This is a genomic window from Thermoplasmata archaeon (assembly GCA_038851035.1).
Lineage (GTDB): Archaea > Thermoplasmatota > DTKX01 > VGTL01 > VGTL01 > JAWCLH01.
The window spans coordinates 41,901-65,003 of the sequence record JAWCLH010000003.1; the positions used below are offsets into that span (position 1 = coordinate 41,901).

Genomic DNA, 23,103 nt, shown 5'->3' on the forward strand with positions numbered 1-23,103 from the left:
GACTTCCAAAACTTAAATACAATGCTCAACAATTGAGGAGAGAGGGCATAGGACATTGATGGAGGCTGGAACTCATGCGCGGCGCATACTTCATTCCTGTGGCCTGTGGGCTTTTCAAGCGAAAGAAAGAGGCGGCGCCCACTACGGAGGAAGGCGAGCTAGAAGAGGCGATTAGGAAAAAGCTGAAGGATGAGCTCAGGGCACGCGAGGACGTAGTCCGCGAGAGGGAAACCGCCCTAAAGCAGAAAGAGGAGGAGTTGAGCAAGAAGGAGGCGGAACTTGCCCTGAAGCTCCAGGAGCTAGCGGGGCGCGAGGCGAAATTGGAGGCCCGGGCCAAGGAACTCGAGCAAGCAAAGGTTGCCAAGGCGCCCGCTGCTCCCCCCGTCCCTCCTCCTCAGACCCAGGAGTTCCCCCCAGACTTCGACGACCCCGCGCTCCAATCCGAGCTCATCGCCAGAATAGAGAAGAGGCTCGAGAGCGCCAGAGAGAAATACAGGCAGCTGGTCGCCCAGGAGGAGAAGAGGGCGGAGTACAGGGCAAGAATCGAGGGCTACAGGGCCCGGGGGCTTTCTGTGGACAGGCTCGAGGCCGTTATTGGTGAGAGCCTCGACGACATTCAGATGGCTTTCGAGTGCTACGAAAATGATTTGGCGCATCTGGCCACGCTCGCACAGAGATGCGACCAGCTGGACAAGGTGTTTGCAGCCGAGGCCGAGGCCCTCAAGGCCCGCTGCAATGACCCCGATGCAATCCCTGAAATCGAGGCTGGGATTGTGGAGTTAGAGGCTCGGGCGGCGGCGAAGCGAGATGAGCTGCTCGCCAGAATCAAGAAATGGGCGGAGCAGGGCTTCTCTGTGGCCCGCTTCCAGACGATTACTGACCAGAGCCTCGCTGCGCTGGAGCAGGCAGTTATGCACTATGAGGAAGACATTGAGGTGCTCAGAATGTTCGGCGAGAGGCTTGCCTCTATCGATCCTGTGTTCGTAGAGGAGATCAATAATATTCGCTCGATGCTCAACGACCCGGACAGGATACCGGACATCGAGGCCCAGCTTCTACAAGTGGAGCAGAAGATGAATATGAAGAAGCAGGAGTTCGTGAACAAGCTGGCCGGATACAAGGCGGAGGGCTGGGTGACGGATGCTTTAGACGCTGTGATGACTTCGGACATTGCGACCATAGAAAAGGCCTTCATGCAGTTCGAGGAGGATATGAAGAAACTCGCGGTTCTCGCCGAGAGAACCTTTAAACTGGACCGCTTCTTCACCCCCCAGATAACTGCTATAACGGACAACCTCCGTAACCCTGCCCGTATTGCCGATATTGAGGCCAAAATTCAGGCCATTGAGGAGGAAACGGAGCGCAGGAGGGCCGATTTCAGGATAAGAATCGACACACTCCGGGCCGAAGGTTATGACACCTCCCCACTTGAGGAGGCGATGAGCGGAGACCTCGAAACAATCTCGAACGCTTTCGCAGAGTACGAAGCTGAGCTTGCCCGACTCAAAGAGCTCCTCCCGCGACTAGTGGCTCTCGAAGCCGAGGGAAGGCACCCGGAAGAGCTTTCCGTTCTAAGGGCCAAATTCAGAAGCCCAGCCGCGCGTAAGGAAGTCGAGAGGGCGCTGGCGGAGCTGGAGGAGAGGGTGAAGGCCGAGAAGCTACGCGAGACGGAGGAGAGAATCAGAAGGGAGAGGGAGGAGGCTGAGAAACGTAGCCGAGAGGAGATGGAGAAGGAGCGGCTGGAAAGGGAGAGACTAGAAAAAGAACGGCTCGAGAGGGAGAGACTGGAAAAGGAGACCGCTCTCGTCAGTGCTGCATCAGCAGTGTCCGCAGAGCCAGTGGCGGCACGCGAAGCTCCAGAGGCCCCGCTCACAATGAGCGCCGGAGCCACCACCGAACTCCCCACACAGGTCGCCACGCCCCCAGTTCCTCCAACCGCCCAGGTGGTTCTGATGCCTCCCTCACCCACACTCGAAGCTGTCGCGAAGGGCTCCGATGAGGAGACCGTGAAAGCTCTGATAACCTCTGCGGAAGCGCTGATAAAGGAACTCGCGGCGGCCAATGTAGAGGCGAACCAGGCGAGTTCTCACCTCAAGCTCGCGCGCGCCTTCTTCAGGAGTAAAAGACTGGACAAAGCCCTTCAATACGCCCAGAAGGCCTATGACAACGCCAAGGCCCTGAAGAAATAGTACTTTCGATGGCCGAGAGCGGCAAGCTATTGAAGGCGCCAATTCGTTTGAAGCAAGAGGGAATTCCCAGAGGCTCATACAGGCTCATACATTATTCGGGAGTCTATGGCCCCGGCCCCCGGTCCTCAAGAATTTCTTTGGGTGCTCCGGCCAGCTCGACCAGCGCCTCCGCCTCCATGAAATGCAGCCTTCCTGGCACCACAATGGTGTGATGCGGGGGACCAAAGCCCTCGTGCCTGAGCCGCTCGATGGACCCTGCCCTGACCACAGGAGTCATCGACCCCGCCCTCGCCACCACGCAGACCAGCCTCTCACCCTTTAGAACGCCTCCACCCTCTCCGGCCTCGAGCGCCAACATGATTTCGAGAGCCTCGTTGGCCGTCATCAGCCGCCCTTTTTCCGCCTGAATATCTAGGAGAACAAGGGTGTGGAGACCCCGGGCGGTGTTCTCTCTTATAACTTCGTATGGGCTTTTCGGAAAGAAGCCCTTCTCCGGGAATGGAAGCGATGTGGTTCTACCGAATTTATAGTGCTGGAGGCCGAGGAGACCCGGGACCGAAGTGTAGACGGAGGAGCCGTGGACAACACTGACCGGTATTCCGGCCCTGTGCGCCCGAATTCTCAGCTCTATGTGGGTGGTAGCCGTGAAGGGGTCACCTACAACAAGGAAACCGACTTCGGCCCTCCTTGCCAGCTCAAGAATTCTGTCCCCTCTCTCCACCTCTTCCCTCACCAGAACATTTATCGGTTTTCCAAGAAGCCTTTCAAGAGATTCGACCGTGGTCCCAGAAAGGGTCGCAGTGTAAAATTCGGCGAAGAGATATTCGCATGCGCGCGCTGCCTCCAGACCTTTCAAGCTTATGTCTTTCTCGTCGAAGAGTCCGAGGCCGATGAAACTCAGTCCCATGCTCTCCCCTCCCTCGGATGCCCTCTCTGGTTATCAATTCTTTCGATTCTGGCGATATTCTTCGGAAAGGATATATCGCCTCTCTCTCATACACTGCGCCGATGGCCCCCGTGAGGTCTTTGTGCCTGCGGGTTCCGAAGAATATGGCCGAAGCGGCAAGGCGGAGCCTAGCCTCTGCAGGCGTGCTCCGTACGGACCTGGTGATAAAGAGGGAGGGGAATCATGTTCTCCTCCCGATTTTGGAGGGGGGAGGAGGGGTTGGAGTAGAAGCCTCACCCCACTGGGAGCTCATTGAAGCTGATTTTGAAATCGCCCGGCGGAGACCTAGCGATTACCGGGAGCTGGTTGATGTGCCTGGCCATCTAAGACGATTTTTGCCAAGGGCGTTCGACGTTATTGGCCGGGTCATTGTTGTAAAAATTCCTGGTGAACTCACCGGTTTCGAAAAGGAGATCGGGAGGGCTCTTCTCGCAGCGCGGCCCGGGTGCGTCTCCGTGGCTCTCGACAAAGGAGTTGGGGGAGAGGAGCGTGTAAGGAGGTTAGAAGTCATTGCGGGCGAGAGCAATCTGGAGACAGTGCATATCGAGCACGGCGCGAGGTTTCTTGTCGACCCTTCCAGGGTCTATTTCTCTCCGAGGCTGGCGACAGAAAGGGCTCGCGTTGCGGGTCTGGTGGCGGAGGGAGATAGCGTCATCGATCTCTTCGCCGGGGTGGGCCCCTTCTCGATCCAGATCGCTAGGCTCTCGAAGCCGTCGGAGGTCCTTGCGGTCGATATCAACCCTATCGCCATAGACTATTTGAAGAAGAACATACGACTCAACAGGGTCTCGACTGTCAGGCCTCTCCTCCTCGACGCACGCAGGGTACCGGGTCTCGTACCGCCGGCGGACAGGGTAATAATGAACCTGCCCCACAGCGCCTTCGATTTTCTGGAGACTGGGCTGGCCCTCCTGAGGCCGGGAGGGGCGATTCATCTGTACATAATAGTCGAGAGGGAAAGAATTCAGGCCGCTCTCGATGGGGTCAGGAAGGCAGTCGAGCGAAATGGAAGGGTTGTTCGGGAAATATCACACAGGTGGGTCAGAGGCTATTCCCCCTCTGAGCTCCATATCGCTGTTGACCTGCGTGTGGGTTAAACTCATGTTGAACCTGAGTAGGGCCGCACCCGGGGTGGCGACCGCACGGAGGCTGTCGTGGCGAGGGTCATCAAAAAGCCAGGGGGGCTCAAGGGCTCGCCTCCTACCCGCTCGCTGGATTTGTGCAAAGGTTCAAATGGGTCAGGCAATCCCCACTCGCGCATCCACGACCTTGAACTCCCTTCCTTTCTCGAAGGCCATCAGAGGATTAATATCCATCTCGACTATCTCTGGAATATCTGAAACCATCTGGGAGAGGAGCATCAGGCATTCCGAGAGCTTGTCAATGTCCACGGGCTTCTCACCCCTCGCTCCATTGAGTATCGGGAAGCCCTTTATCCCCTTTATCATCTCAATAGCGTCCTGGTCGGTCAGGGGAGCCACGCGAAGGGTGATGTCCCGGAGGACCTCGACATAGACCCCACCAAGCCCAAATGCGATGAGCGGGCCGAAATTGGGGTCTGAGGATACGCCCATAAAGACCTCCTTCCCATCCTTCACCATCTCTTGAAGTATCACGCCTTCCATTTTCGCGCGGGGGTGGCTCTCTCTGAATTTCTCAAAAGACGCCAGAATCATCCTGTAGGCCTCTCGCAGCTCGTTATCCCTCCGCAGGTCTGGGCGAACACCACCCACGTCTGACTTGTGGATAACGTCTGGTGAGAGGAGCTTCATCACCAGGGGATAGCCCATCTCCGAAGCGGCCCTAATGAGCTCTTCTTCGCTCTTGCAGACTACACTCCTGGGGGTACTGAAGCCGTAGGCGTGGAGAAGTTCTTCGACTTCGGAACTCAGCAACCACTTCCTCCCCTCGTTCCGCGCTCTCTCGATCACCGCCCGCGCCCTTCTCTCATCCACCTCGAAGCGCCTTATCTTACCCTCCGGTCTTGTCTGAATTTTTTTGTATTGATACATGGCTGCCAAGGCCTTGGCGGCCGACTCTGGAAACATATAAAGTGGAATTCTACAACGGGAGAGCCCGGGGCTGGCCTCGCGCTGCTTCTCGATATTCATGAACACCCCAAGAACTGGCTTGTCGTGCCTCGCGCAGGCTCGGTCTATGGCCTCGGAGACACCTGTCGCGTCAGTCATTAGAGGGTGGACGAATATAACGATGGCCGAGTCCACATTCCTGTCCTGGAGAACGAGGTCGAGTACTGTCTCGTACATTGCCGGTGTGCCTTCGGCCAGCATGTCCACAGGGTTCTCGACCGATGCCGCAGGCGAGAGGTGTTCCCTCAGGTTCTTCTTCGTCCTCTCTTCTAGTGAGGCCATCTCGAGGCCGAAGCTGATCGCCGCGTCGGTCGCCATTATTCCGGGCCCGCCCGCGTTCGTCACGACCGCCACCCTCGGCCCGGCGGGCAGGGGCTGAGTTGAGAAGGCCTTTGCGTAGTCGAGGAGGTCCTCTATTGATGTCACCCTCAGAATTCCACATTGATGAAAGACAGCATCAGTGGTGATGTCGCCCTCAGCAAGAGACCCCGTATGGGAAGATATTGCCCTCGCCCCCGCCAGCGTCCGGCCTGATTTAACCGCTATAACGGGCTTCATGCGTGTCACCCTCCTAGCTATCCTCGTGAACTTTCTCGGGTTGCCGAAGCTCTCGATGTACATCAGAATCATTTTAACCGTTGGGTCCTCGCCCCAGGCCTCGAGAAGGTCGTTGGCGCTCACGTCCATTTTGTTCCCCATGCTGACGAACTTGGAGAAGCCGATATGCTCCTCCCTAGCGTAGTCGAGGAGGGTGGCACAGAGAGCCCCGCTCTGGGACATGAGACCTATCGATCCCTCCAAGGGCATCGTGATGGCGAATGTGGCATTCATTCTCACATCGGGGTCTGTGTTTATCACGCCCATGCAGTTGGGGCCCACAACTCGAATTCCATATTTCTTCGCAATCTGGGCGACTTCGTTCTCAAGCTCAGCGCCCTTTCCTCCGACCTCTTTGAAGCCCGCCGAGATGATGACCGCACCCTTCACTCCCTTTCTGCCACATTCTTCCATAACTTGAGGGACAACCCGCGCGGGAACTACAATGATTGCGAGGTCTACCGGATCCGGTATCGCCGAGACGCTGGGGTAGCACTTCATGCTGTATATTGTGTGGGCCCTAGGGTTCACAGGGAAGACAGCACCCCTGAACTCATAGCTGATTATGTTGTGGAGAATCTCCCTCCCCACCCCCCCTCTCTCCCTCGATGCCCCAATCACCGCAATTGACTGGGGGCGGAAGATCGCCTCTAGTGTCTTTGGCATCGAATCACCCCTGCCCCCATTCGCACCGGCAATATAAGCATTTACCGCGAGCATATTAAATATCTGATTCCTAATTCAGGCCCAGGGGGGTCATGGGTGAGGAAGGTTGCGGTCGTGGGAATCGGCAGAACAGTTCCGAGACCCTTCTCTCCAGAGGTGTCCTACAAGGAGCTCATGTACGAGGCCGCTGTTAGGGCCTACGAGGACGCTGGCCTTGACCCACGGAAAGAAGTCGACTCTTTCATAGGCGTCTCAGAGGACTTCTGGGAGGGAACGAGCATATTCGATGAGTACATCCCCGACCAGCTCGGGGGAGCCCTAAGGCCGGTGTGCACAATTGGGAACGAGGGTCTGCACGGCGTCGCCACAGCAGCGATGCAGATAATGACGGGCCTTGTTGATGTGGTGGCGGTGGAGAGCCACAGCAAGTTCTCTGAGGTCGAAAGGCCTTTTAGGGTCATGACCATGGCCCTCGACCCGATCCTCACTAGGCCCCTGGGCATTAACCCGCACGCAATAGCGGGTTTGGAGATGGCCGCTTTCATTGGTGAATCGCTCGCTCGACGCCGCGCCTGCGCGGAAGTGGTTACAAAAAACAGGAGGAACGCGATATCGAATCCCTGGGCCGCCTACCCATCTCGGCTTAGCCCGGATGATGTCCTTAATTCTGAAGAGCTGTTCTCTCCCCTTCGGGAGCTCGAGTTCAGCGCTCCAGCGGACGGGGCGGTCGTGGTGGTCATTGCCTCAGAGGAGAGGGCGAGGAAGCTGAGCGAGAGGCCGATATGGATAGATGGCATCGGCTGGGCCAACGAGACTCCCTCACTAGAGTCTAGGGAGTGGGGGAAGGCTGGGTATGCCCGGCTGGCCCTAGAGCAAGCCTCCAGAATGGCTGGCTACTCCTCCGCGGATATTGACCTCTGCGAGATAGACGACACCTATGCTTACAAAGAGGTCCAGCACGCGGAGGCGCTGGGTATCTGCGAGCCGGAGAGGTACACCAACTATATTTCCCGGGGGCGAATCGATATTAATCCATCAGGAGGGAGCCTAGGGTGCGGGCACCTGCTCGATGCCACCGGCCTCTTTAAACTCGCCGAGGCAGTGGAACAGCTAAGAGGCACGGCGGGTAGCCGGCAGGTGAAGGACGCAAGGAGGGCTCTGGTCCAGTCCTGGAGGGGCGTCCCGACGACCTCGGGCGCCGTGGTTCTGCTGTCCAACGATGAGGGAAGAGGGGAGGTGGAAAGGAGGATGAGAGTAAGTGGTAGGAAGACCGTAGCGCGGGTGGAAAAGAGCGGTGGCGGCCACCGGGGTAAGGGCGCAGGGGATGCGAGAGCGAGAGCACGGAGGAGGTGGTGAGATGAGACGGGTGGCTGTTATTGGGGCTGGAATGACCAGGTTTGTGCGGAGGGCGAAGGAAACTGGAAAGGAGCTGTCATTTGAGGCGGCGCGGATGGCTCTCGATTCCTGTGGGATGGAGTTCAAAGACATTCAAGCAGTCGCCGAGGGCACCGCCCCAGACGCGTTTGACGGCGTGCACATGAAGGGGGAGTACCTCTCCAACGGGAGCGGAGGGGTTGGCAGGCCCTACACAAGGTCCTACGTCGGCGGTGGGACAGGGGTCTTCTGCGGAATTCACGGCTGGTGGCACATTGCCTCGGGCATGTTCGATACCTGCCTTGTGGTGGGTGAAGAGAAGATGTCGTCCTGCCACCCGCACCCCCAAGGCGCGTTCCTGACCATCTTCGACAGCTTTACAGAAAGGCAACTGGGACCCAACCTGATCTGGATTTTCGCGCTCGAGATGAACAGATACATGACACGGCACCGCATCAAAAAGGAGGACATTGCGCTCGTGTCGGTGAAGAATCACAGAAATGCTCTCGACCACCCCTCTGCCCAGCTCGGCATGAAAATTACGGTGGAGGACGTACTTAACTCGGAGGTACTTGCCTACCCAGTCCAGAGGCTGGATATCAGCCCAACCAGCGACGGCGCCGCGGCTCTCGTGCTCGCCTCGGAGGAAATCGCCCGGAAGTACACCGACACGCCGGTTTTTATTGACGGCGTCGGGTGGTGCTTAGACACCGCATACTGGACCGACAGGGACCTTTACTATCCGCTCTATGTAGAAATGGCAGCGAGAATGGCATACAAGATGGCTCGTATAGATAATCCGAGGAGGGAGATCGACTTCGCCGAACCCTACGATCCCTTCGATTATAAGGAACTCCATCACATGGAGGGCCTCATGCTCTGCGGTAAGGGAGAGGCGCCAATATTAACCAGAGAGGGGGTGACTCAGCGCGACGGGGATCTCCCCACCTGCCCTTCGGGGGGCGCGCTCGGCGTCGGAAATCCGATCGCGGCGACCGGCGTAATGAAGCTCTGCGAGCTCTTCTGGCAGCTAAGAGGCGAGGCGGGGAAGAGACAGATAAAAAAGGAGGCTAGAACCGGCGTTGCTCAGGCGTGGGGGGACCTGATGCAGGTGGGCACCGTAGTGGTTATGAGAAGGGGGGATTGAGGCAATGGCGAAGACCAGCACTAAACAACGTGCTCCGGCGTGTGGCCTAGGCCGCCAGAGCAGCTCGAAGCCCTCGCCTGGAGCCAAAGGACCGGAGCGGCTTCTCCAGAGAGCGACGGCGGGGCCAGAGGGCAGACCCGGAAAGGAGCTAGCGGGAACGGCATTGAGCGAGGAGGACCTGAGAGAGAGGAGAGTATTAGTGGAGGAGACCTCGGACCCAGGCCTTAGCTACTCGTGGAGCGCGGGTGTTGCGATCGGGACCTATCTAAATGGCCTCAAGGAGGGAAGAATTCTGGGTGTCCGATGCAGCTCGTGCGGGCGTATAATGGTGCCCCCGCGCATGTTCTGCGAGCAGTGCTTCATACCTCTCACCGAGTTTGTATCAGTCCGGGACCACGGCACCGTAAATACTTTCGCAATATGCTATATAAGAACGGACGCGTCCAGGCAAAAGACTCCCCAGATACCCGCTGTGATAGAACTTGACGGCGCGTCCCCTGGCATGGGCATCCTCCACCTCCTCGGTGAGGTCGCGCCCGAGGCGGTGAGGGTGGGCATGAGGGTCCGGGCGGTCTGGAGGCCCCCTGAGGAGAGGAAGGGGGACATAACGGACATTCTCTACTTCAAACCGTTTGAGGAAGGCGCAGATTCGGGCCCAGGCAAGGCAATCACGGAGCCGCTCCGGAGGAGGGATGAGTGATGGGGGTTGCGAAAAAAGTGGAGAGAGCGGATAAGGTGAAAATAGTAAGGGGCAGCTTTCCGGTTAAATACATCTATACGATGCCACCCCATCTAGAACGGTTCTTTCAAAACCTCAGGGAGAACGGGGAGCTCACTGGGGCGGTATGCGAGCGCTGCGGAACCGTTTATGTTCCGCCGGTCTGGTTCTGCGAAAGGTGCTTTGTTAGGGTGAGCAAAGAGACCACTCTCCCCAGCGAAGGGGAGCTGATCGCCTTCACAGTCGCCCGTAGAGGACCGGAAGGGGAGGTTCTGGATAGGCCGGAGGTATATGGCCTTGTCCGACTCAAGGGAGCGTCCACGGTGTTACTCCACAGATTGCTCTCGGAGCCCTCCGGAATTCGTTCTGGTATACGAGTCCGACTCAGGTTGAAGGAGAAGGTGGAGCGGCGCGGCTCGATAATGGATATTGAGGGCTTCGTGCCAGTGGAGGGGCGATGAGAACGAAACAGACGGACATTTATAGGGCAAGGAGCGGACAACTCCTCACCTCGCCGGACTCGAGGTATCTTAGGGGCCGGGTCGAGACAAAGAGACCGGGCGAGGAGACCGCAACCCATGTGACGGAGGGTAGGGAGGAGGTGCTGATCGTCCTCGAAGGCACCGCCACGGTTGAGCTTGGCAGGTCGCGGGTGAGGAGAATCGCGATGGGTCCCGGCCGCGCCCTATTCATCCCCGAGGGTATCCCACACAATGTCCGGAACTCCGGCGGGAGCGGCCTGAGATATTTGTACGTTCGCTCGATTTCCGCGTCCGAGAAGAGGCGAAGCTTACGGCATAGCCACCACTGAAATTACATTTGAGGAGAAGGTCCGGAGGCTGTTGATTTCACGCGGAGCCGGCATACGCCATGAAAAATTATTAAGTCAAACTGGCGATATGGCATATTAAAAGGTGGTTCTAAATGAAGAGAATTGGTATTCTCACCTCGGGTGGGGATTCTCCAGGCATGAACGCCGCCATCAGGGCCGCCACTAGGACTGCCTTGTCAAGAGGCGTTGAGGTCGTCGGCATCATGCGGGGTTATCAGGGCATGATAGAGGGCGATTTTGTACCCCTTGACTCAAGGGCTGTTGCGGGCATCATAAACCGCGGCGGGACAATTCTCAAGACCGCGAGATCCAAGGATTTCATGAAGCCCTCGGGCAGACTGAAGGCTGCTGAGGCTCTGAGCGCTGCCGGGATTGAGGGCCTTGTGGTCATCGGAGGCGATGGGTCTTTCAGAGGAGCCCACAAGTTTTCAACCGAGCATAGCTTCCCAGTCTTGGGAATTCCAGGCTCAATCGACAACGACCAGATCGGGACTGACTACACGATTGGGTTCGATACGGCGGTCAACATCGCCCTCGAAGCGATAGACAGAATAAGGGACACGGCAATATCGCACGACAGGGTTTTTTTTGTAGAGGTGATGGGGCGCTCGAGCGGCTTCATAGCGCTCCATGCTGGCCTCGTTGGCGGTGCCGAGGCGATTCTTGTCCCTGAGGTAAAGGAAAATCTTCAGGAACTCGCTAGCATGCTCAAGGAGAACCGGAAGAGGGGAAAGCTCTCGAATATCGTTGTTGTGGCCGAGGGCGAAGAATCCGGTGGCGCGTTCGCAATCGCCAACATGGTCAAGACATTGACAGGGCTCGACTACCGCGTGACGATCCTCGGCCACATTCAGCGAGGAGGAACCCCCACCGCATTCGACAGACTCTTGGCAACGCGCCTCGGTGCGGCGGCGGTTGATGCTCTGCTCGATGGAAAAAAGAACATGATGGCGGGGTTGATAAGCAACGAGGTGGTTCTAACGCCGTTCGAGCAGGTATGCAACTCAAGAAAAGAGCCGGATCTCTCCCTCCTAAAACTCGCCAAAATCCTCTCGGGGTGATTGCGTGGGGAAAGCCAGAATAAAAAAGACAAAAATCGTCGCCACTCTGGGCCCCGCGACCGAAGATACTAGCGTTCTTCGGGAAATGATATCTGCTGGCATGGACGTTGCGAGGGTGAACTTCTCCCACGGAAGCCACGAGGAGCATCGGACCCGCATCCGGGCGGTCAGGGAGGCCGCCGAAAAGGAAGGGAGAATTGTGGCCGTGCTCGGGGACCTCGGGGGGCCGAAAATTCGGATTGGAGAATTCGCCAACGGCAGGGCTGAACTCGTGACCGGGAAGAGATTCAGACTCACGACACGCGACGTACCCGGGGACGAGACAGAGGTCTCCGTAAACTATCCTCGCCTTCCGGTCGAAGTCAAGGTCGATGAGACCATACTGCTGGCCGATGGCGCGGTAGAGCTGAGGGTTGTCGACCGAAATTCAACAGATGTCATTTGCGAAGTAGTGAGTGGCGGGGTAATTACATCACGCAAGGGAGTGAATCTTCCCTCAAGCCGGTTGAAGACGCCTGCAGTAACCGAGAAGGATAAAGAGGATATCGCTTTTTCTGTTAAAGAGGAGCTGGACTATCTCGCAATCTCTTTCGTTCGAACGGTGAGGGATGTCAAGGAGGCTAAAGCCGTTCTGGAGACCCATGCCACCCAGATACCCTTGATAGCGAAGATAGAGAAGGCCGAAGCCCTCTCCGACCTTGAGAACATACTGACCGCTTCCGATGGCGTTATGATAGCCCGGGGGGACCTGGGAGTAGAGATACCTTTTGAGAAGATACCGATTGTGCAGAAGGAGGTTATGAAAAGAGCTAGGGGAGCGGGGAAACCGGTTATCACCGCTACACAGATGCTGAAATCAATGGTTGAATCCCCTAGACCGACTAGAGCCGAGACCACGGACGTCGCCAACGCCATTCTGGACGGCACGGACGCTGTGATGCTCTCTGAAGAAACAGCCGTCGGCAGATATCCCGTTGAGGCTGTAAAAACCATGGCTTTGATCGCTGTTGAAACTGAAGCCTCGATGGACGAGGATTGGGAGATGAGGCCTGAGCTCTCTGAAGGAAGGAGAGACCTTCAGAACGCGATAGCAAGGGCCGTTATGGATGCAGCCACACACCCCGAGGCTTCGGTCATTGTCACGCCATCCGCTCGTGGTACGACACCAATGAGGGTTTCGCGCTTGAGGCCTCGAGTTCCCATTCTGATGCTGACTGAAAATAGGCGCATCGCGAGGAGATTTGCTTTGATTTGGGGTGTTATACCGATATGCGTTAAAATGCCGGGCGAACTTAGTGAAGTGTTTAGGTTGGCAGGAGAGGAGGCAAAAATGCGAGGGCTTCTGGCTCCTGGTGAGCTGGCCGTCGTTACCGCAGGCTATCCGATTTTTGGCACACCAACGAATTTGATTTATATATATAAAAGGCCAAACAGCCCTGAGAAATCATAGCGAAATTCCTAGCGCTCGCCAATTATTTCTTGCTTTGAGGATATCTGGATTCAAAAGTCCGTGCTGAATTCTCTGTAACCACGTGAATTCCCATGGAGACCTTGGGAGACTTTTTGCTAACTGTCTGAGTATATTTCTAGCTAGGTCGATGTTTTCATCATTAAGTTCTGGAATTTCAATGAAAGATAGAGCTCCAGAGGTGGAAGGATGAATGTCATAGAGGTCTATAACAAGCGGAGGTTGAGCCGTGATAATGAATCTGAAAACATATGCAAATTTTGGAATGGGGACAATAGCATAGAGTTGTGAGTAGGGTTTTTCTGAGCGTTCTCTTCTAAAGCTAAGACCCATTTCATTAAGAAGCTTTCTTAGGACAGAAGCTGTTGATTGAGCATTAAATGATATCGCGGATGACCAGTGAAGTATTTCACATTTGGATTTCTTTTTTCTTTTTTTTACCATTGAAGGCTTCTCTATACGTTCTTGCCTATTGATGGTGGATTTCATGATTTGAATAATGAGTCGTATTTAAATGAACTTTTGGGTGGTTCAAAAGAGAAGGGCAGAGGGACCCCTTCATTTCCTGTGGAAATCTAAAGAAACTTGATTGATTAGTTTTAAGATAGGAGATTCTAACGATTTTGTAAAGAATTGTTATTATCGTCTACATGAAAACAATTTCTTGTTACAAACAGAAAAGTATTTGAAAATGGTATCCATTCCGCTTATCCCACAATAAAGAAAGGGGAGGAAGAAGGCTAGGAGGAGAAACCCAAATGAGAGATGGAGAGACTGGAAAGGAAAACATAATGGATGACCACGTTACGGTCTTTGATCTCTATCTTGATGAGAATATTCGCCCAATATTTAAAAAAGATAGATACGTTCTAAGACCTGAGTACGTACCAAATCGTCTTCCTCATAGAGATAGAGAAATTGATCAGCTCGCTTCAATTCTCGTTACAGCTCTTAAAGGTGGCAGACCATCGAACGTTCTTATTTATGGGAAAACTGGCACAGGAAAAACTGCAGTCATAAAATTTATTCAAAAAGAGATAGAAAAAAAAGCTTATTCACAGCTCCAGCAAATTCATTGTACTTATATAAATTGTCAGATAGTTGATACGGAATATGGCATTTTGGCTAATATAGGAAATATGTTTATTAAGGACTGGGATGAGAGAATTCCATTCACAGGATGGCCAACTGAGAAAGTTTATAATCATCTAAGAGAAAAAATAGATAATGCCAGAGGCATTATATTAATAGTATTGGATGAAATAGATAAACTTATATTTAAGAGCGGAGATGATGTTTTATATCATCTAACTACTTTAAATGAAGATTTAAAAAATTCAAAAATGAGTATTATAGGAATATCTAACGAATCTAAATTCACAGAATTCTTAGACCCTCGGGTCCAAACAAGATTAGGTGAAGAACGCCTTGTCTTTCCTCCATATAACGCCCATGAACTTTTTGATATACTAAAGCAGAGAGCACAATTAGCATTTGAAGATGGTGCAGTCGATGATTCTGTTATTTCTCTATGCGCAGCTCTCGCTGCTCAAGAACACGGAGATGCAAGAAGGGCACTTGATTTTCTCAGAGTAGCTGGAGAGCTTGCAGAAAGAGAGAGGTGTTCTAAAGTTACTGAAAGGCATGTATGGAAGGCAAAAGACAAAATCGAGCTTGATGTACAAATGGAACTCATAAGAACACTTCCAACTCAATCGAAGCTTCTCCTTTATGGAATAATCCTAAAATCTGAAGAGAGCATAACAATTCAAACAACTGGAGAAGTATACGATATATACAGAGAATTATGTTATAGGGCAAATATTCAGCCTGTCAGCCAAAGAAGAATTACGGATCTCATTTCTGAGCTAGATATGCTTGGATTAATTAGCGCTCGAGTTCGTTCCTTCGGCAGGGGAGGAAGAACAAGAGAGATAACTTTGAGTGTGAATGTTCCAGATACAAAAAGAGTACTATATGAAGACGAAATAATTCGAGAGATAATGGATTTCACTTCTTCACAACAGAAAATTATTTAGTATTTCTTTTTTAGTTTTGCTCGTAGATCTTTTCTTTTTGTTTTTCTTTTTTTCAAAATTGAAATAATAAAATCAATACTGATAGGAATAACTACAAGAATAACAATTGTTATAATTAATCCTCTAACACTAGTTTCTGGAAAAGTCTCAGAGCGATGACCCGTGACCCAAAGTTTGAAAAGACCGAACCAAGGCAGTTCTCCTTCTGCTCTACCCACAATCCATTCGAGTTTAACAGGAGCTACTAAAGCTCCGTTCACTCTTAAAGATTCTTGGTCAACTTTTTGAATATTATGGTCTCCCTTTGTAAGAAAACCACTGTCTTGTTTTTGCGAAAAAATAACATTAAACGATATCGTCAAATCCTCTTTTCTATATCCTTGATTTTTTATAGTATAAAATTTAACATTATACACATTAATATCTGGTATATCTCCTCTGATATCGTGAGTAGTCATGCATGAAGCGGTTCTATTGTACTCAACCCATGCGATCGCGCGATGAATAACTGGAGTATCAGAGAGTCCGTTTTTTTTATATACTATCACATGACCGAAGTCTCCATAAGTCATAACACCATACTTAGGTGAAGTTCTACATGTGGCTTCTACATAAGTCACAATATCGTGTCGATTATTGATTTTTTTAACAAGAGTGAGATCCCCGGTATCAATAACGCCTATTTGACTGTCATTTCCATGCATCATACTGCTGGATTCTATAACTACCATTGGCGGCCACACACCAGAATACATAAATAAAATGCCTAAAACAGAAAAGACTATAATCGCAGATACAATGATATCCCTGACTAAACCATAAAAATATTCTTTATAACGAGATTTAGATTTCTTTTCTATCGTTTTATCTTCATTTAAATTAAATAATTTTCTACGTCTTTTCTTGACGCTTTTATCATTTAATTTAGGATTAGAGCAGTGTTTAAGAAAATCATTAGATCCCCTCTTCATGCCTGCCCACTCCGCCATTCCTTCTGGACTGTTTTTTTCATCATAGACAGAGACGAGTAAGGAGGATGTTCAATATATATATCTTGGCAAAATATCAAATAAAAAAGGAGTTTTTACCCATAAGTACCTACTTATAATTTTCAAATTCCATAGGAAATAAAGGGGTAGGAGGACTTAAAAATAGAAAAACTATTTATAATACTTTAGCTAAAATAAGCCAAAAACTATTCTTGACCAAAAATATTATTAAGCAATACTACCATCTTGGCTTTGGTGAGAATGGATGGAGCTAGAGATTGACGCTCCCGTCGTCCTTGACACCCTCCGTAACCTTTATAAAGGGGCTATTCGGGGGTCGAGAGTTCTTGACGACATTATCCGCGCCCATAAGATAACATATGAGGAGGCGGTTGAAGTTCTTCATTTTCTATTGAAAAACCAATTAATTCTCAACATAGAAAAAAATAGAATCAATGGGGACGCAGTGTACAAACTAACAAGAAGAGGAGAGGTAGTCATTGAAGAAAGACTTTCTAGCCTCTACCACTCTAACCCCAAGGCCGGGGGTGTGGGGGGAGTGATATGAGCGCTGAAGAGTCAATTTCAAAGAACCCCGAGGTTGCGATGGAGCTCCTGACCGAACTATATTATGGCCCCAAGCGCTCATCCAGACTCGTCAAAATGATCATGCAGAGACTTAAGGTCTCTGAGCCAACAGTGTATGCCACCCTCCAAGAGCTTGTTGCCAAGGGGGCTCTGGAGAAGCAGGAGAGGAGTCGTCGGAGAGTAATATACCGACTTACGGACGAGGGCCGGCGTTTAATGGATAAGGAGCATTTCGAAGTTATAAACAGTCTTCTCTCCCGCCTCGGTAATCAGGGGCGTCGTAGGGAAATAATGGTAGAGCTCCTTATATTAGATTTGCTCGAGGAGCTGCCAGAGGAGATGAGGCGCAGCATCAAGATGGAGGCTCTTCGAAGCAGTACAGCAATTGAATTCGAGGACATGCGCAAGCGGCTAGTCAGGATGGCGAGTGCCCTCTTTATCTGAGGGCTAGAGGGGTATAGAAGTGACGGAGAAGGAATGGGCGAACCGACCGGATGGCTGGAACGCAGGCCCAGATGGAATCGATAAAATAGAGGCGTGAGCGTTGGCGGAGATAAAAGGCTCCCGGGAGAGTAGCGCGAGAGATGCAATAGTCGAGGAGATGGAGCGGAGGCTATCGATTGGGAGGCCCACGCGCTTGGGAGAGGTTTCTAGGTCAGTGCTCGAGGCCATCGTCACTGTCTCGATAATCCCCGCCATTGCGATTATCTGTGCGAAGTTGCCGATGCTCCAGGATCTCTGGTATGGCCATTTTGAGATATTCAACACGATGCTTCTGGTGCTCCTGCTCGCCGTGGCGGGAGCCGGTGCGTTTGTATTGCTATCCAACACGAAGCAGCTCTCGAGCAAGTGGTGGACAAGGTCGCTGGCGCTCGCCGCGGGCGGGGGATTGATAATCGGTCTCTCCCTACTACCTTCCGCCGGGTTCACCTATTTAAATGCTGTGCCATGGTGGGCACCGGCGATCCTGCTCATCGGCGCGGCCGTGGTCTGGGTGGCGAACTCTCTCATCAAAGAGAGGCTGGGCTTCTACAGCATCTGGTTCACGGGCCTTATTTTCCTGACCATAGTACCTCTTGAGGAGGCCCTCCTCAAGGGAGTCAGCGGAACCTACAGGTATGGCTCTTACGAGGGCGCTAGAATGAATATCATATTGGTGGGGCTGATATTTCTCTTCTTCGGGGTGCTTCTGTACGTTCGCGAGCGAAGGATGATCAAGAGGATAGATACCGAGCTAGCAAGAGGAGACGAGCTTGCCAAAGCGGGGAGGTATGACGAGGCCCTAAAGAGCTACGACAGGGCGATTCGGGCAGCCCACCTCCTCGCTCCGCCCTCCCATGTCGGGGAGGGCAAGAAAGCGCCCGTCGATGGCTACGAGACCCCCTGGCACGCCAAGGGGTTCGCATTCATGAAGATGGGCCGCTACAGCGAAGCTGTCCCCTATCTCGACCTCGCGCTCGACGCCAACCCCGAGAACGAGGCGGTATGGATAAACCGTGGGAACGCCCTCTCCCGCCTTAAGCAGTTCGATAGCGCGATTCAAAGCTACACCGTGGCCCTGAAGCTCAACCCGAAGAGCGAGGCTGCATACAACAATCTAGGCTGGGCGCTCTATGCAAAGGATGATGTGGAGGGAGCTATCCGATGCTACGATGCCGCCATCGCCCTGAAGCCAGACTACTCGCAGGCGCTCTACAACAAGGGTTTGGCTCTCCTCAGGGCAAACAGGCTCGATGAGGCCGTATCAACTCTTGACAAGGCTCTCGCGGTCAAGGAGGCCCCGCTCAGCCCAGCCCAGCAGCTCGCTGCTAAACACGCCAAGGGCAACGCCCTCTACAGAATGCAGAAGCTGCCCGAGGCTGTCCAGGTCTTCGATGAGGTGCTGAGCCAGGTCCCGGACGTGTCCGTTTTTCTTCTCAAGGGCAACGCCCTGATGCTCCAGAGGAAATATTCCGAGGCCCTCACCCAGTACGAGAACGCCCTCCGCTATGACCCACGGAACGGCAGCGCCTGGAACAACCGTGGTAACGCCCTGTTGAACATGGACAAAAAGGAGGAGGCGATATACTGCTTCGACCAGGCAATAAAATTCGACCCCCAGAACGCAGAGCCTTGGAATAATAAGGGCATCGCGCTGAGCCGGCTGAACCGTCTTCCGGAAGCGCTGAAGTGCTTTGAAAAGGCTCTGGAACTCGACCCCCGGCACCTTGATGCGATGTTGAACAAGGGCAATACCCTCTCGAAGCTTGGAAAGCACACCGAGGCCATAAAGTGCTTCGACCAGCTCCTCGCCCACGACCCAAACAACGTGATAGCCCTGAATAACAAAGCCAACGCCTTGGCGCGCATGGGCAAGACTGAAGAGGCCCTCCAGGCTTACGACAGGGCGACAGCGCTCGCGCCGAACTTCGAGCTCGCGCAGGTGAACAAGGGGAACACATTGATGGCCGTCGAGCGCTATGAGGAGGCCAAGAGGTGCTTCGAAAAGGCCCTGGAACTAAATCCGAAGAACGCCCACGCATGGTTCAGTCGTGGGAGCATACTGCAGAAGCTCAAAGCGTCTCCAGAAGAGGCTCTGAAAAACATAGACGCAGCCCTATCCCTCGACCCGAAACATGTAGAAGCTTGGAACACCAGGGGCGATATACTACTTGAGGCGAAGAGGTTCGATGAGGCGATTCAGTGCTACGATACCGTCCTGAAGCTCCAGCCGGACAACGTCTCGGCCTGGTACCACAGGGGCAGTGCCCTCTCGCAGAAGGGGAACCACGCAGAGGCCATAGCCGCCCTTGACAAAGCCACCGATCTGGACGAGGACTACATCGATGCCTGGAACCTAAAGGGGCATATCTGGCACACGCTGGGCGAGATGGAGAAGGCAATATTCAACTTCGACAAGGTTACCGAGCTAGACCCGGGACACGTCGAGGCCTGGGACAACAAGGGCGTTGCGTACTACTCAATGGGCAGAATTCACGACGCTATCAAGTGCTTCGAGAAGTGTGTGGCCATAGATCCCAGGTACGAGAAGGGCTGGTACAATATGGCTTCGGCCTACAGCTCGCAGGGCAAAGTCGAGGAGGCCCTGAAGTGCTATGAAAAGGCGATTGAAATCAAGCCGGACTATGGGAAAGCCTGGAACAACATGGGCAACCTTCTTTATTCTATAGACAGGCTTGACGAGGCCCTCCGGTGCTTCGATCGCGCTCTCACCATCGACTCAACCTACGAGAAGGCCTGGAATAACAAAGGCAACATCCTGCTCACAAAAGGGCAGACGGAGGAGGCTCTGGCCTGCTTCAACCGCGCCCTAGAGCTCGACCCGAAGTACGTGAAGGCGTGGAACAACAAGGGGAGCGCCCTATTCAATTTGGGGAGAGTAGAGGAGTCGTTGGAGTGCTTTAGAGAGGCCTTGAAGCTGAAAAAGGACTACGACAAGGCTTGGTACAACGCCGGCGCGGCGCTGCACAAGATGGGCAAGTCGGAGGAGGCCATAGCCTGCTTCGACAAGGCGATAGAGCTGAGGCCGAAGTACGACGAGGCATGGTACAACAAAGGCGCCGCCCTCTTCAAGCTCGGCCGGGTGAAGGAGGCGGTAGAGTGCTTTGAAGAAACGCTCAAGCTCAACCCTAGATTTGACGAGGCCTGGTACAATCTAGGCAATGCGAAGTACTATCTGGGCAGCACCCTGGAGGCCCTGAAGGCGCTCGACCGGGCGCTCGAGATAAACCCCGAGTATCAGGAAGCCATCCGAATTCGGACCGAGTGCCTCGAGACTTTGGAGAAGGCAGGAAGGATGTACGAGTACTGGAGGGAGAAGGGCAACATTCTCGCGGAGGCGGGAAAGGACACGGAGGCCCTCACCTGTTACAACAAGGCTCTGGACCTAAAGAAGGACGACGACAGGACCTGGTTCTTCAAGGGGAAGCTGCAGGCTAAAATGGGGAGGCACGAGCAGGCCGTGCAGTCATTTGACAAGGTGCTGGCGATAAAACCTGACGACAGAGAGGCCTGGTACGGGAAGGCGGAGTCTCTGGTGGCCTCGGGAAGGGTGGCGGAGGCGATCATTTGCTACGACAAAGTGATCGAGCTCGACCCCCAGAACGAGCAGGCCTGGCTGAACAAAGGAATGGCGCTCATCAAGCTGGGCCGAATAGAAGACGGGATGCAGTGCTTCCAAAAGATGATCGAGCTCACGCCCGAGGACCACCTGGGCTGGCACTACATGGGCCTCGGCCTTGCTGCGACGGGCAGAAAGGCAGACGCAGTCACCTACTTTTCCAGAGCGCTAGATCTGAACCCCAGCGCGCTCGACACGTGGTTCCAGAAGGGCCTAGCGCTCCGGGACCTAGGAAAAACTGACGAAGCGATCGCGGCTCTGAACAAGGTCGTTGAGCTGAAGCCTGAGCATTCCGAGGGCTGGACCGCTCTCGGCGAGCTGTTGATGAAAGCGGAGAAGTGGGAGGGTGCGAGCAAAGCCTTCGAGAAGGCGATCACTGCAAACGAGATGAACCCGCGGGCCTGGTTCGGAAAGGGAATGGTCCAGCTCAATCACGGCAACGCGCAGGCCGCTAGTGAGGCTCTTCAGAGGGCGCTAGAGCTGAAGCCGGACTTCGGCGAGGCCTGGAGCGGCATGGGGATGGCATACCTAAAGAGCGGGAACGCGGGGTCGGCGCTGGAGTGCTTCGAGAAGGCGGTGAAGCTTGCGCCGGGCTACGCGGAGGGCTGGTCCGGCTACGGCAGCGCGCTCTTTGCGCTAGGCCGCCTGGACGAGGCTATCAAGGCCTTTGACACCGCCATATCCATCAACCCGAACTTCGAGAAGGCCTGGGCCAACAAGGCGACGGCATTGGTCAAAGCCGGCAAGGCTCCGATGGCTTTAATAGCACTTGACAAGGCGACTGAGATAAAGCCGGATTATGAGAAGGCCTGGGCGGACAAGGGCAATGTGCTCCTTTCTCTGGGAAGAACGGAGGACGCCTTGGCGGCCTTCAACCGGGCGCTGACGCTCAACCCCCGCAGCGACAAGACCTGGCTAGCGGTCGGTCAGGCCCTCCAGACTATGGGCAAGCACAAGGAGGCGGTGGCGGCCCTCGATAAGGCTATAGGAATCAAGCCGGAGAGCGAACGAGCGTGGCTCGAGAAGGGGAACGCCCTCCAGGCGATGGGGAACCACGACGCTGCCATTCAGGCCTACAATCGAGCGCTGGAGCTGAAGCCTGACAACGCAAAGGCTTGGCTGGGGCGGGGCCTTGCCTACGCCGACCTTACGGAGTACGGGGACGCGCTCAAGAGCCTCGAGAAGGCCCTCGAGCTGAAGCCTGAGGACGACAGGGTCTGGATGGAGAGAGGAAAAGTTCTGATGGCGATGGAGCGGTATGATGAGGCCGCGACGAGCCTTGCGAAGGCAATAGAGCTGAACAGAGCAAACGCTCAGGCCTGGTTCCTGAGCGCAACGCTGCTGGCGAAGCAGGGAATGGCCGAGGATGCGATCGCCGCGCTCAATCAGGCGCTCGAGGCTGACCCCGCCCATGCCGATGCGCTCCTGGAAAAGGCGAAGCTCGCGATGCAGCTCCGTAGGGGAGACGAGGCTCTGAAGGCCCTGTACAGGTTCGTGGAGGTGAGGAAGGAGAGCGCCGAGGGCTGGCTTCTTCTGGGCGCAGCGCTCTACGAGAATGGGCAGAGGGAGGAGGCGCTGGGGGCGCTGGACAGGGTGGTCCAACTAGACACAAGCCATGCCCGCGCTTGGGCGCTACGTGGCAAGATACTACAGGAACTCGAGAGGAGCGAAGAGGCCCTGAAGTCCTTCGAGAGGGCTGCGGAGCTCGAGCCAGACATGGAGGAGGCATGGCTCGGCATGGCCGACATACAAACTCGGGCTGGAAAGGCTGAGGAGGCGGTCCGGACGCTGAAGAAGGCGCTGGACAGGAACCCGAAGAGCGAAAGGGCATGGCTGGCGACCGCGGTGGCACTGAGGAAGCTGGGTCGTGTGAAGGACGCGATGAAGTGCGTAGAGCGGGTTCTCAAAATAAATCCGCGCAACGAGAGGGCTATAGAAATGAGGGAGCTGCTCGAGAGCGAGGAGGAGGAGGCTGGCGGGGCGGGGCCCGAGGCAGCTCCCACGGTGCCCGAGCCTGCGCCCACTACAAGCAAGGAGGGCCGCGAGAGGAGCGGCCCCGCGGCCCCAGAGCCATCAGGGCCTGTGGCTGCGGGGGAGGCCCAAAGGCGTGAGGGAACAGGAGCCTCGTCGCCATCGGCTGGACCTGGAGCCGTTCAGGCCGCCCCCGGCCCGCGCGGGGCCGATGTGAGAGACGATTTCGAGAGCATCGAGACTGTGGAGATGGAGTGAGGATGTGCGCTGAAAGACCGGATGTGGGCGAAGAGGGGGAAGCCGGAGGC

At 54.4% G+C, this 23,103-nt stretch carries 17 protein-coding genes; 13 read left to right on the forward strand and 4 right to left on the reverse strand.

Annotation, left to right across the window (positions count from 1 at the left end; translation table 11 throughout):
- Positions 1-74: 74 nt before the first annotated feature.
- A complete protein-coding gene (locus QW379_01465; protein MEM2869078.1) occupies positions 75-2,189 on the forward strand; it encodes a hypothetical protein in 2,115 nt (704 codons plus the stop codon).
- Between the two features lie 103 nt (positions 2,190-2,292).
- Here QW379_01465 and dph5 read toward each other — a convergent pair whose 3' ends face one another.
- Positions 2,293-3,096: a diphthine synthase gene (gene dph5 / locus QW379_01470; protein MEM2869079.1), complete on the reverse strand. Its 804-nt coding sequence runs from the start codon at positions 3,094-3,096 to the stop codon at positions 2,293-2,295.
- A gap of 101 nt (positions 3,097-3,197) precedes the next feature.
- On the opposite strand from dph5, the gene QW379_01475 reads away from it, so the two are divergent.
- Positions 3,198-4,232 (forward strand): class I SAM-dependent methyltransferase family protein, encoded by a 1,035-nt coding sequence (locus QW379_01475; GenBank protein ID MEM2869080.1) that lies wholly within the window; start codon positions 3,198-3,200, stop codon positions 4,230-4,232.
- Positions 4,233-4,373: 141 nt separating this feature from the next.
- On the opposite strand, the gene QW379_01480 is transcribed toward QW379_01475, so the two are convergent.
- The gene (locus tag QW379_01480; GenBank protein ID MEM2869081.1) at positions 4,374-6,488 is read right to left on the reverse strand and encodes an acetate--CoA ligase family protein; all 2,115 of its coding nucleotides are present in this window, start codon (positions 6,486-6,488) and stop codon (positions 4,374-4,376) included.
- A 96-nt stretch (positions 6,489-6,584) separates the two neighbouring features.
- Here QW379_01480 and QW379_01485 point away from each other — a divergent pair, with 96 nt between their 5' ends.
- From QW379_01485 to pyk, 7 genes are all read left to right on the forward strand, one after another.
- Complete coding sequence (locus QW379_01485; protein MEM2869082.1) at positions 6,585-7,844, forward strand: acetyl-CoA acetyltransferase; 1,260 nt, start codon at positions 6,585-6,587, stop codon at positions 7,842-7,844.
- A gap of 1 nt (position 7,845) precedes the next feature.
- Positions 7,846-9,009, forward strand: coding sequence for a thiolase domain-containing protein (locus QW379_01490; protein ID MEM2869083.1), 1,164 nt, complete (start codon positions 7,846-7,848; stop codon positions 9,007-9,009).
- Positions 9,010-9,013: 4 nt separating this feature from the next.
- Positions 9,014-9,709 carry a Zn-ribbon domain-containing OB-fold protein gene (locus QW379_01495; GenBank protein MEM2869084.1) on the forward strand — a complete coding sequence of 232 codons (696 nt, stop codon included), beginning with the start codon at positions 9,014-9,016 and terminating at the stop codon, positions 9,707-9,709.
- The gene (locus QW379_01500) at positions 9,709-10,188 is read left to right on the forward strand and encodes a Zn-ribbon domain-containing OB-fold protein (protein MEM2869085.1); all 480 of its coding nucleotides are present in this window, start codon (positions 9,709-9,711) and stop codon (positions 10,186-10,188) included. The genes QW379_01495 and QW379_01500 overlap by 1 nt, the downstream gene beginning before the upstream one ends.
- Positions 10,185-10,538, forward strand: coding sequence for a cupin domain-containing protein (locus QW379_01505; protein MEM2869086.1), 354 nt, complete (start codon positions 10,185-10,187; stop codon positions 10,536-10,538). Before QW379_01500 ends, QW379_01505 begins: the two co-directional genes overlap by 4 nt.
- A gap of 113 nt (positions 10,539-10,651) precedes the next feature.
- Positions 10,652-11,620, forward strand: a complete 969-nt coding sequence (gene pfkA / locus QW379_01510) for a 6-phosphofructokinase (GenBank protein ID MEM2869087.1) — start codon at positions 10,652-10,654, stop codon at positions 11,618-11,620.
- Positions 11,621-11,624: 4 nt separating this feature from the next.
- On the forward strand, positions 11,625-13,070 hold the full coding sequence (pyk, locus tag QW379_01515) for a pyruvate kinase (GenBank protein MEM2869088.1): 1,446 nt from the start codon (positions 11,625-11,627) through the stop codon (positions 13,068-13,070).
- On the opposite strand, the gene QW379_01520 is transcribed toward pyk, so the two are convergent.
- Positions 13,065-13,577: a hypothetical protein gene (locus tag QW379_01520; protein ID MEM2869089.1), complete on the reverse strand. Its 513-nt coding sequence runs from the start codon at positions 13,575-13,577 to the stop codon at positions 13,065-13,067. The two genes, pyk and QW379_01520, sit on opposite strands and share 6 nt — an antisense overlap.
- A gap of 302 nt (positions 13,578-13,879) precedes the next feature.
- On the opposite strand from QW379_01520, the gene QW379_01525 reads away from it, so the two are divergent.
- Entirely contained in the window at positions 13,880-15,127 is a 1,248-nt protein-coding gene (locus QW379_01525; protein MEM2869090.1) for an ORC1-type DNA replication protein, read from the forward strand.
- On the opposite strand, the gene QW379_01530 is transcribed toward QW379_01525, so the two are convergent.
- Entirely contained in the window at positions 15,124-16,116 is a 993-nt protein-coding gene (locus tag QW379_01530) for a S26 family signal peptidase (protein MEM2869091.1), read from the reverse strand. The two genes, QW379_01525 and QW379_01530, sit on opposite strands and share 4 nt — an antisense overlap.
- Positions 16,117-16,381: 265 nt before the next feature.
- Between QW379_01530 and QW379_01535 the strand changes: the two genes are divergently transcribed.
- From QW379_01535 to QW379_01545, 3 genes are all read left to right on the forward strand, one after another.
- Positions 16,382-16,684, forward strand: coding sequence for a hypothetical protein (locus QW379_01535; protein MEM2869092.1), 303 nt, complete (start codon positions 16,382-16,384; stop codon positions 16,682-16,684).
- Positions 16,681-17,148 carry a helix-turn-helix transcriptional regulator gene (locus QW379_01540; protein ID MEM2869093.1) on the forward strand — a complete coding sequence of 156 codons (468 nt, stop codon included), beginning with the start codon at positions 16,681-16,683 and terminating at the stop codon, positions 17,146-17,148. Before QW379_01535 ends, QW379_01540 begins: the two co-directional genes overlap by 4 nt.
- A 100-nt stretch (positions 17,149-17,248) precedes the next feature.
- Positions 17,249-23,053, forward strand: coding sequence for a tetratricopeptide repeat protein (locus QW379_01545; protein ID MEM2869094.1), 5,805 nt, complete (start codon positions 17,249-17,251; stop codon positions 23,051-23,053).
- Positions 23,054-23,103: the final 50 nt, after the last annotated feature.

Excerpts from the sequence above, each read along its gene's own strand:
- QW379_01465 (MEM2869078.1), top strand. The coding sequence starts at position 75 with ATGCGCGGCGCATACTTCATTCCTGTGGCCTGTGGGCTTTTCAAGCGA.
- dph5 (MEM2869079.1), bottom strand. The coding sequence starts at position 3,096 with ATGGGACTGAGTTTCATCGGCCTCGGACTCTTCGACGAGAAAGACATA.
- QW379_01475 (MEM2869080.1), top strand. The coding sequence starts at position 3,198 with ATGGCCCCCGTGAGGTCTTTGTGCCTGCGGGTTCCGAAGAATATGGCC.
- QW379_01480 (MEM2869081.1), bottom strand. The coding sequence starts at position 6,488 with ATGCCAAAGACACTAGAGGCGATCTTCCGCCCCCAGTCAATTGCGGTG.
- QW379_01490 (MEM2869083.1), top strand. The coding sequence starts at position 7,846 with ATGAGACGGGTGGCTGTTATTGGGGCTGGAATGACCAGGTTTGTGCGG.
- QW379_01495 (MEM2869084.1), top strand. The coding sequence starts at position 9,014 with ATGGCGAAGACCAGCACTAAACAACGTGCTCCGGCGTGTGGCCTAGGC.
- QW379_01500 (MEM2869085.1), top strand. The coding sequence starts at position 9,709 with ATGGGGGTTGCGAAAAAAGTGGAGAGAGCGGATAAGGTGAAAATAGTA.
- QW379_01505 (MEM2869086.1), top strand. The coding sequence starts at position 10,185 with ATGAGAACGAAACAGACGGACATTTATAGGGCAAGGAGCGGACAACTC.
- pfkA (MEM2869087.1), top strand. The coding sequence starts at position 10,652 with ATGAAGAGAATTGGTATTCTCACCTCGGGTGGGGATTCTCCAGGCATG.
- QW379_01520 (MEM2869089.1), bottom strand. The coding sequence starts at position 13,577 with ATGAAATCCACCATCAATAGGCAAGAACGTATAGAGAAGCCTTCAATG.
- QW379_01525 (MEM2869090.1), top strand. The coding sequence starts at position 13,880 with ATGGATGACCACGTTACGGTCTTTGATCTCTATCTTGATGAGAATATT.
- QW379_01530 (MEM2869091.1), bottom strand. The coding sequence starts at position 16,116 with ATGGCGGAGTGGGCAGGCATGAAGAGGGGATCTAATGATTTTCTTAAA.
- QW379_01535 (MEM2869092.1), top strand. The coding sequence starts at position 16,382 with ATGGAGCTAGAGATTGACGCTCCCGTCGTCCTTGACACCCTCCGTAAC.
- QW379_01540 (MEM2869093.1), top strand. The coding sequence starts at position 16,681 with ATGAGCGCTGAAGAGTCAATTTCAAAGAACCCCGAGGTTGCGATGGAG.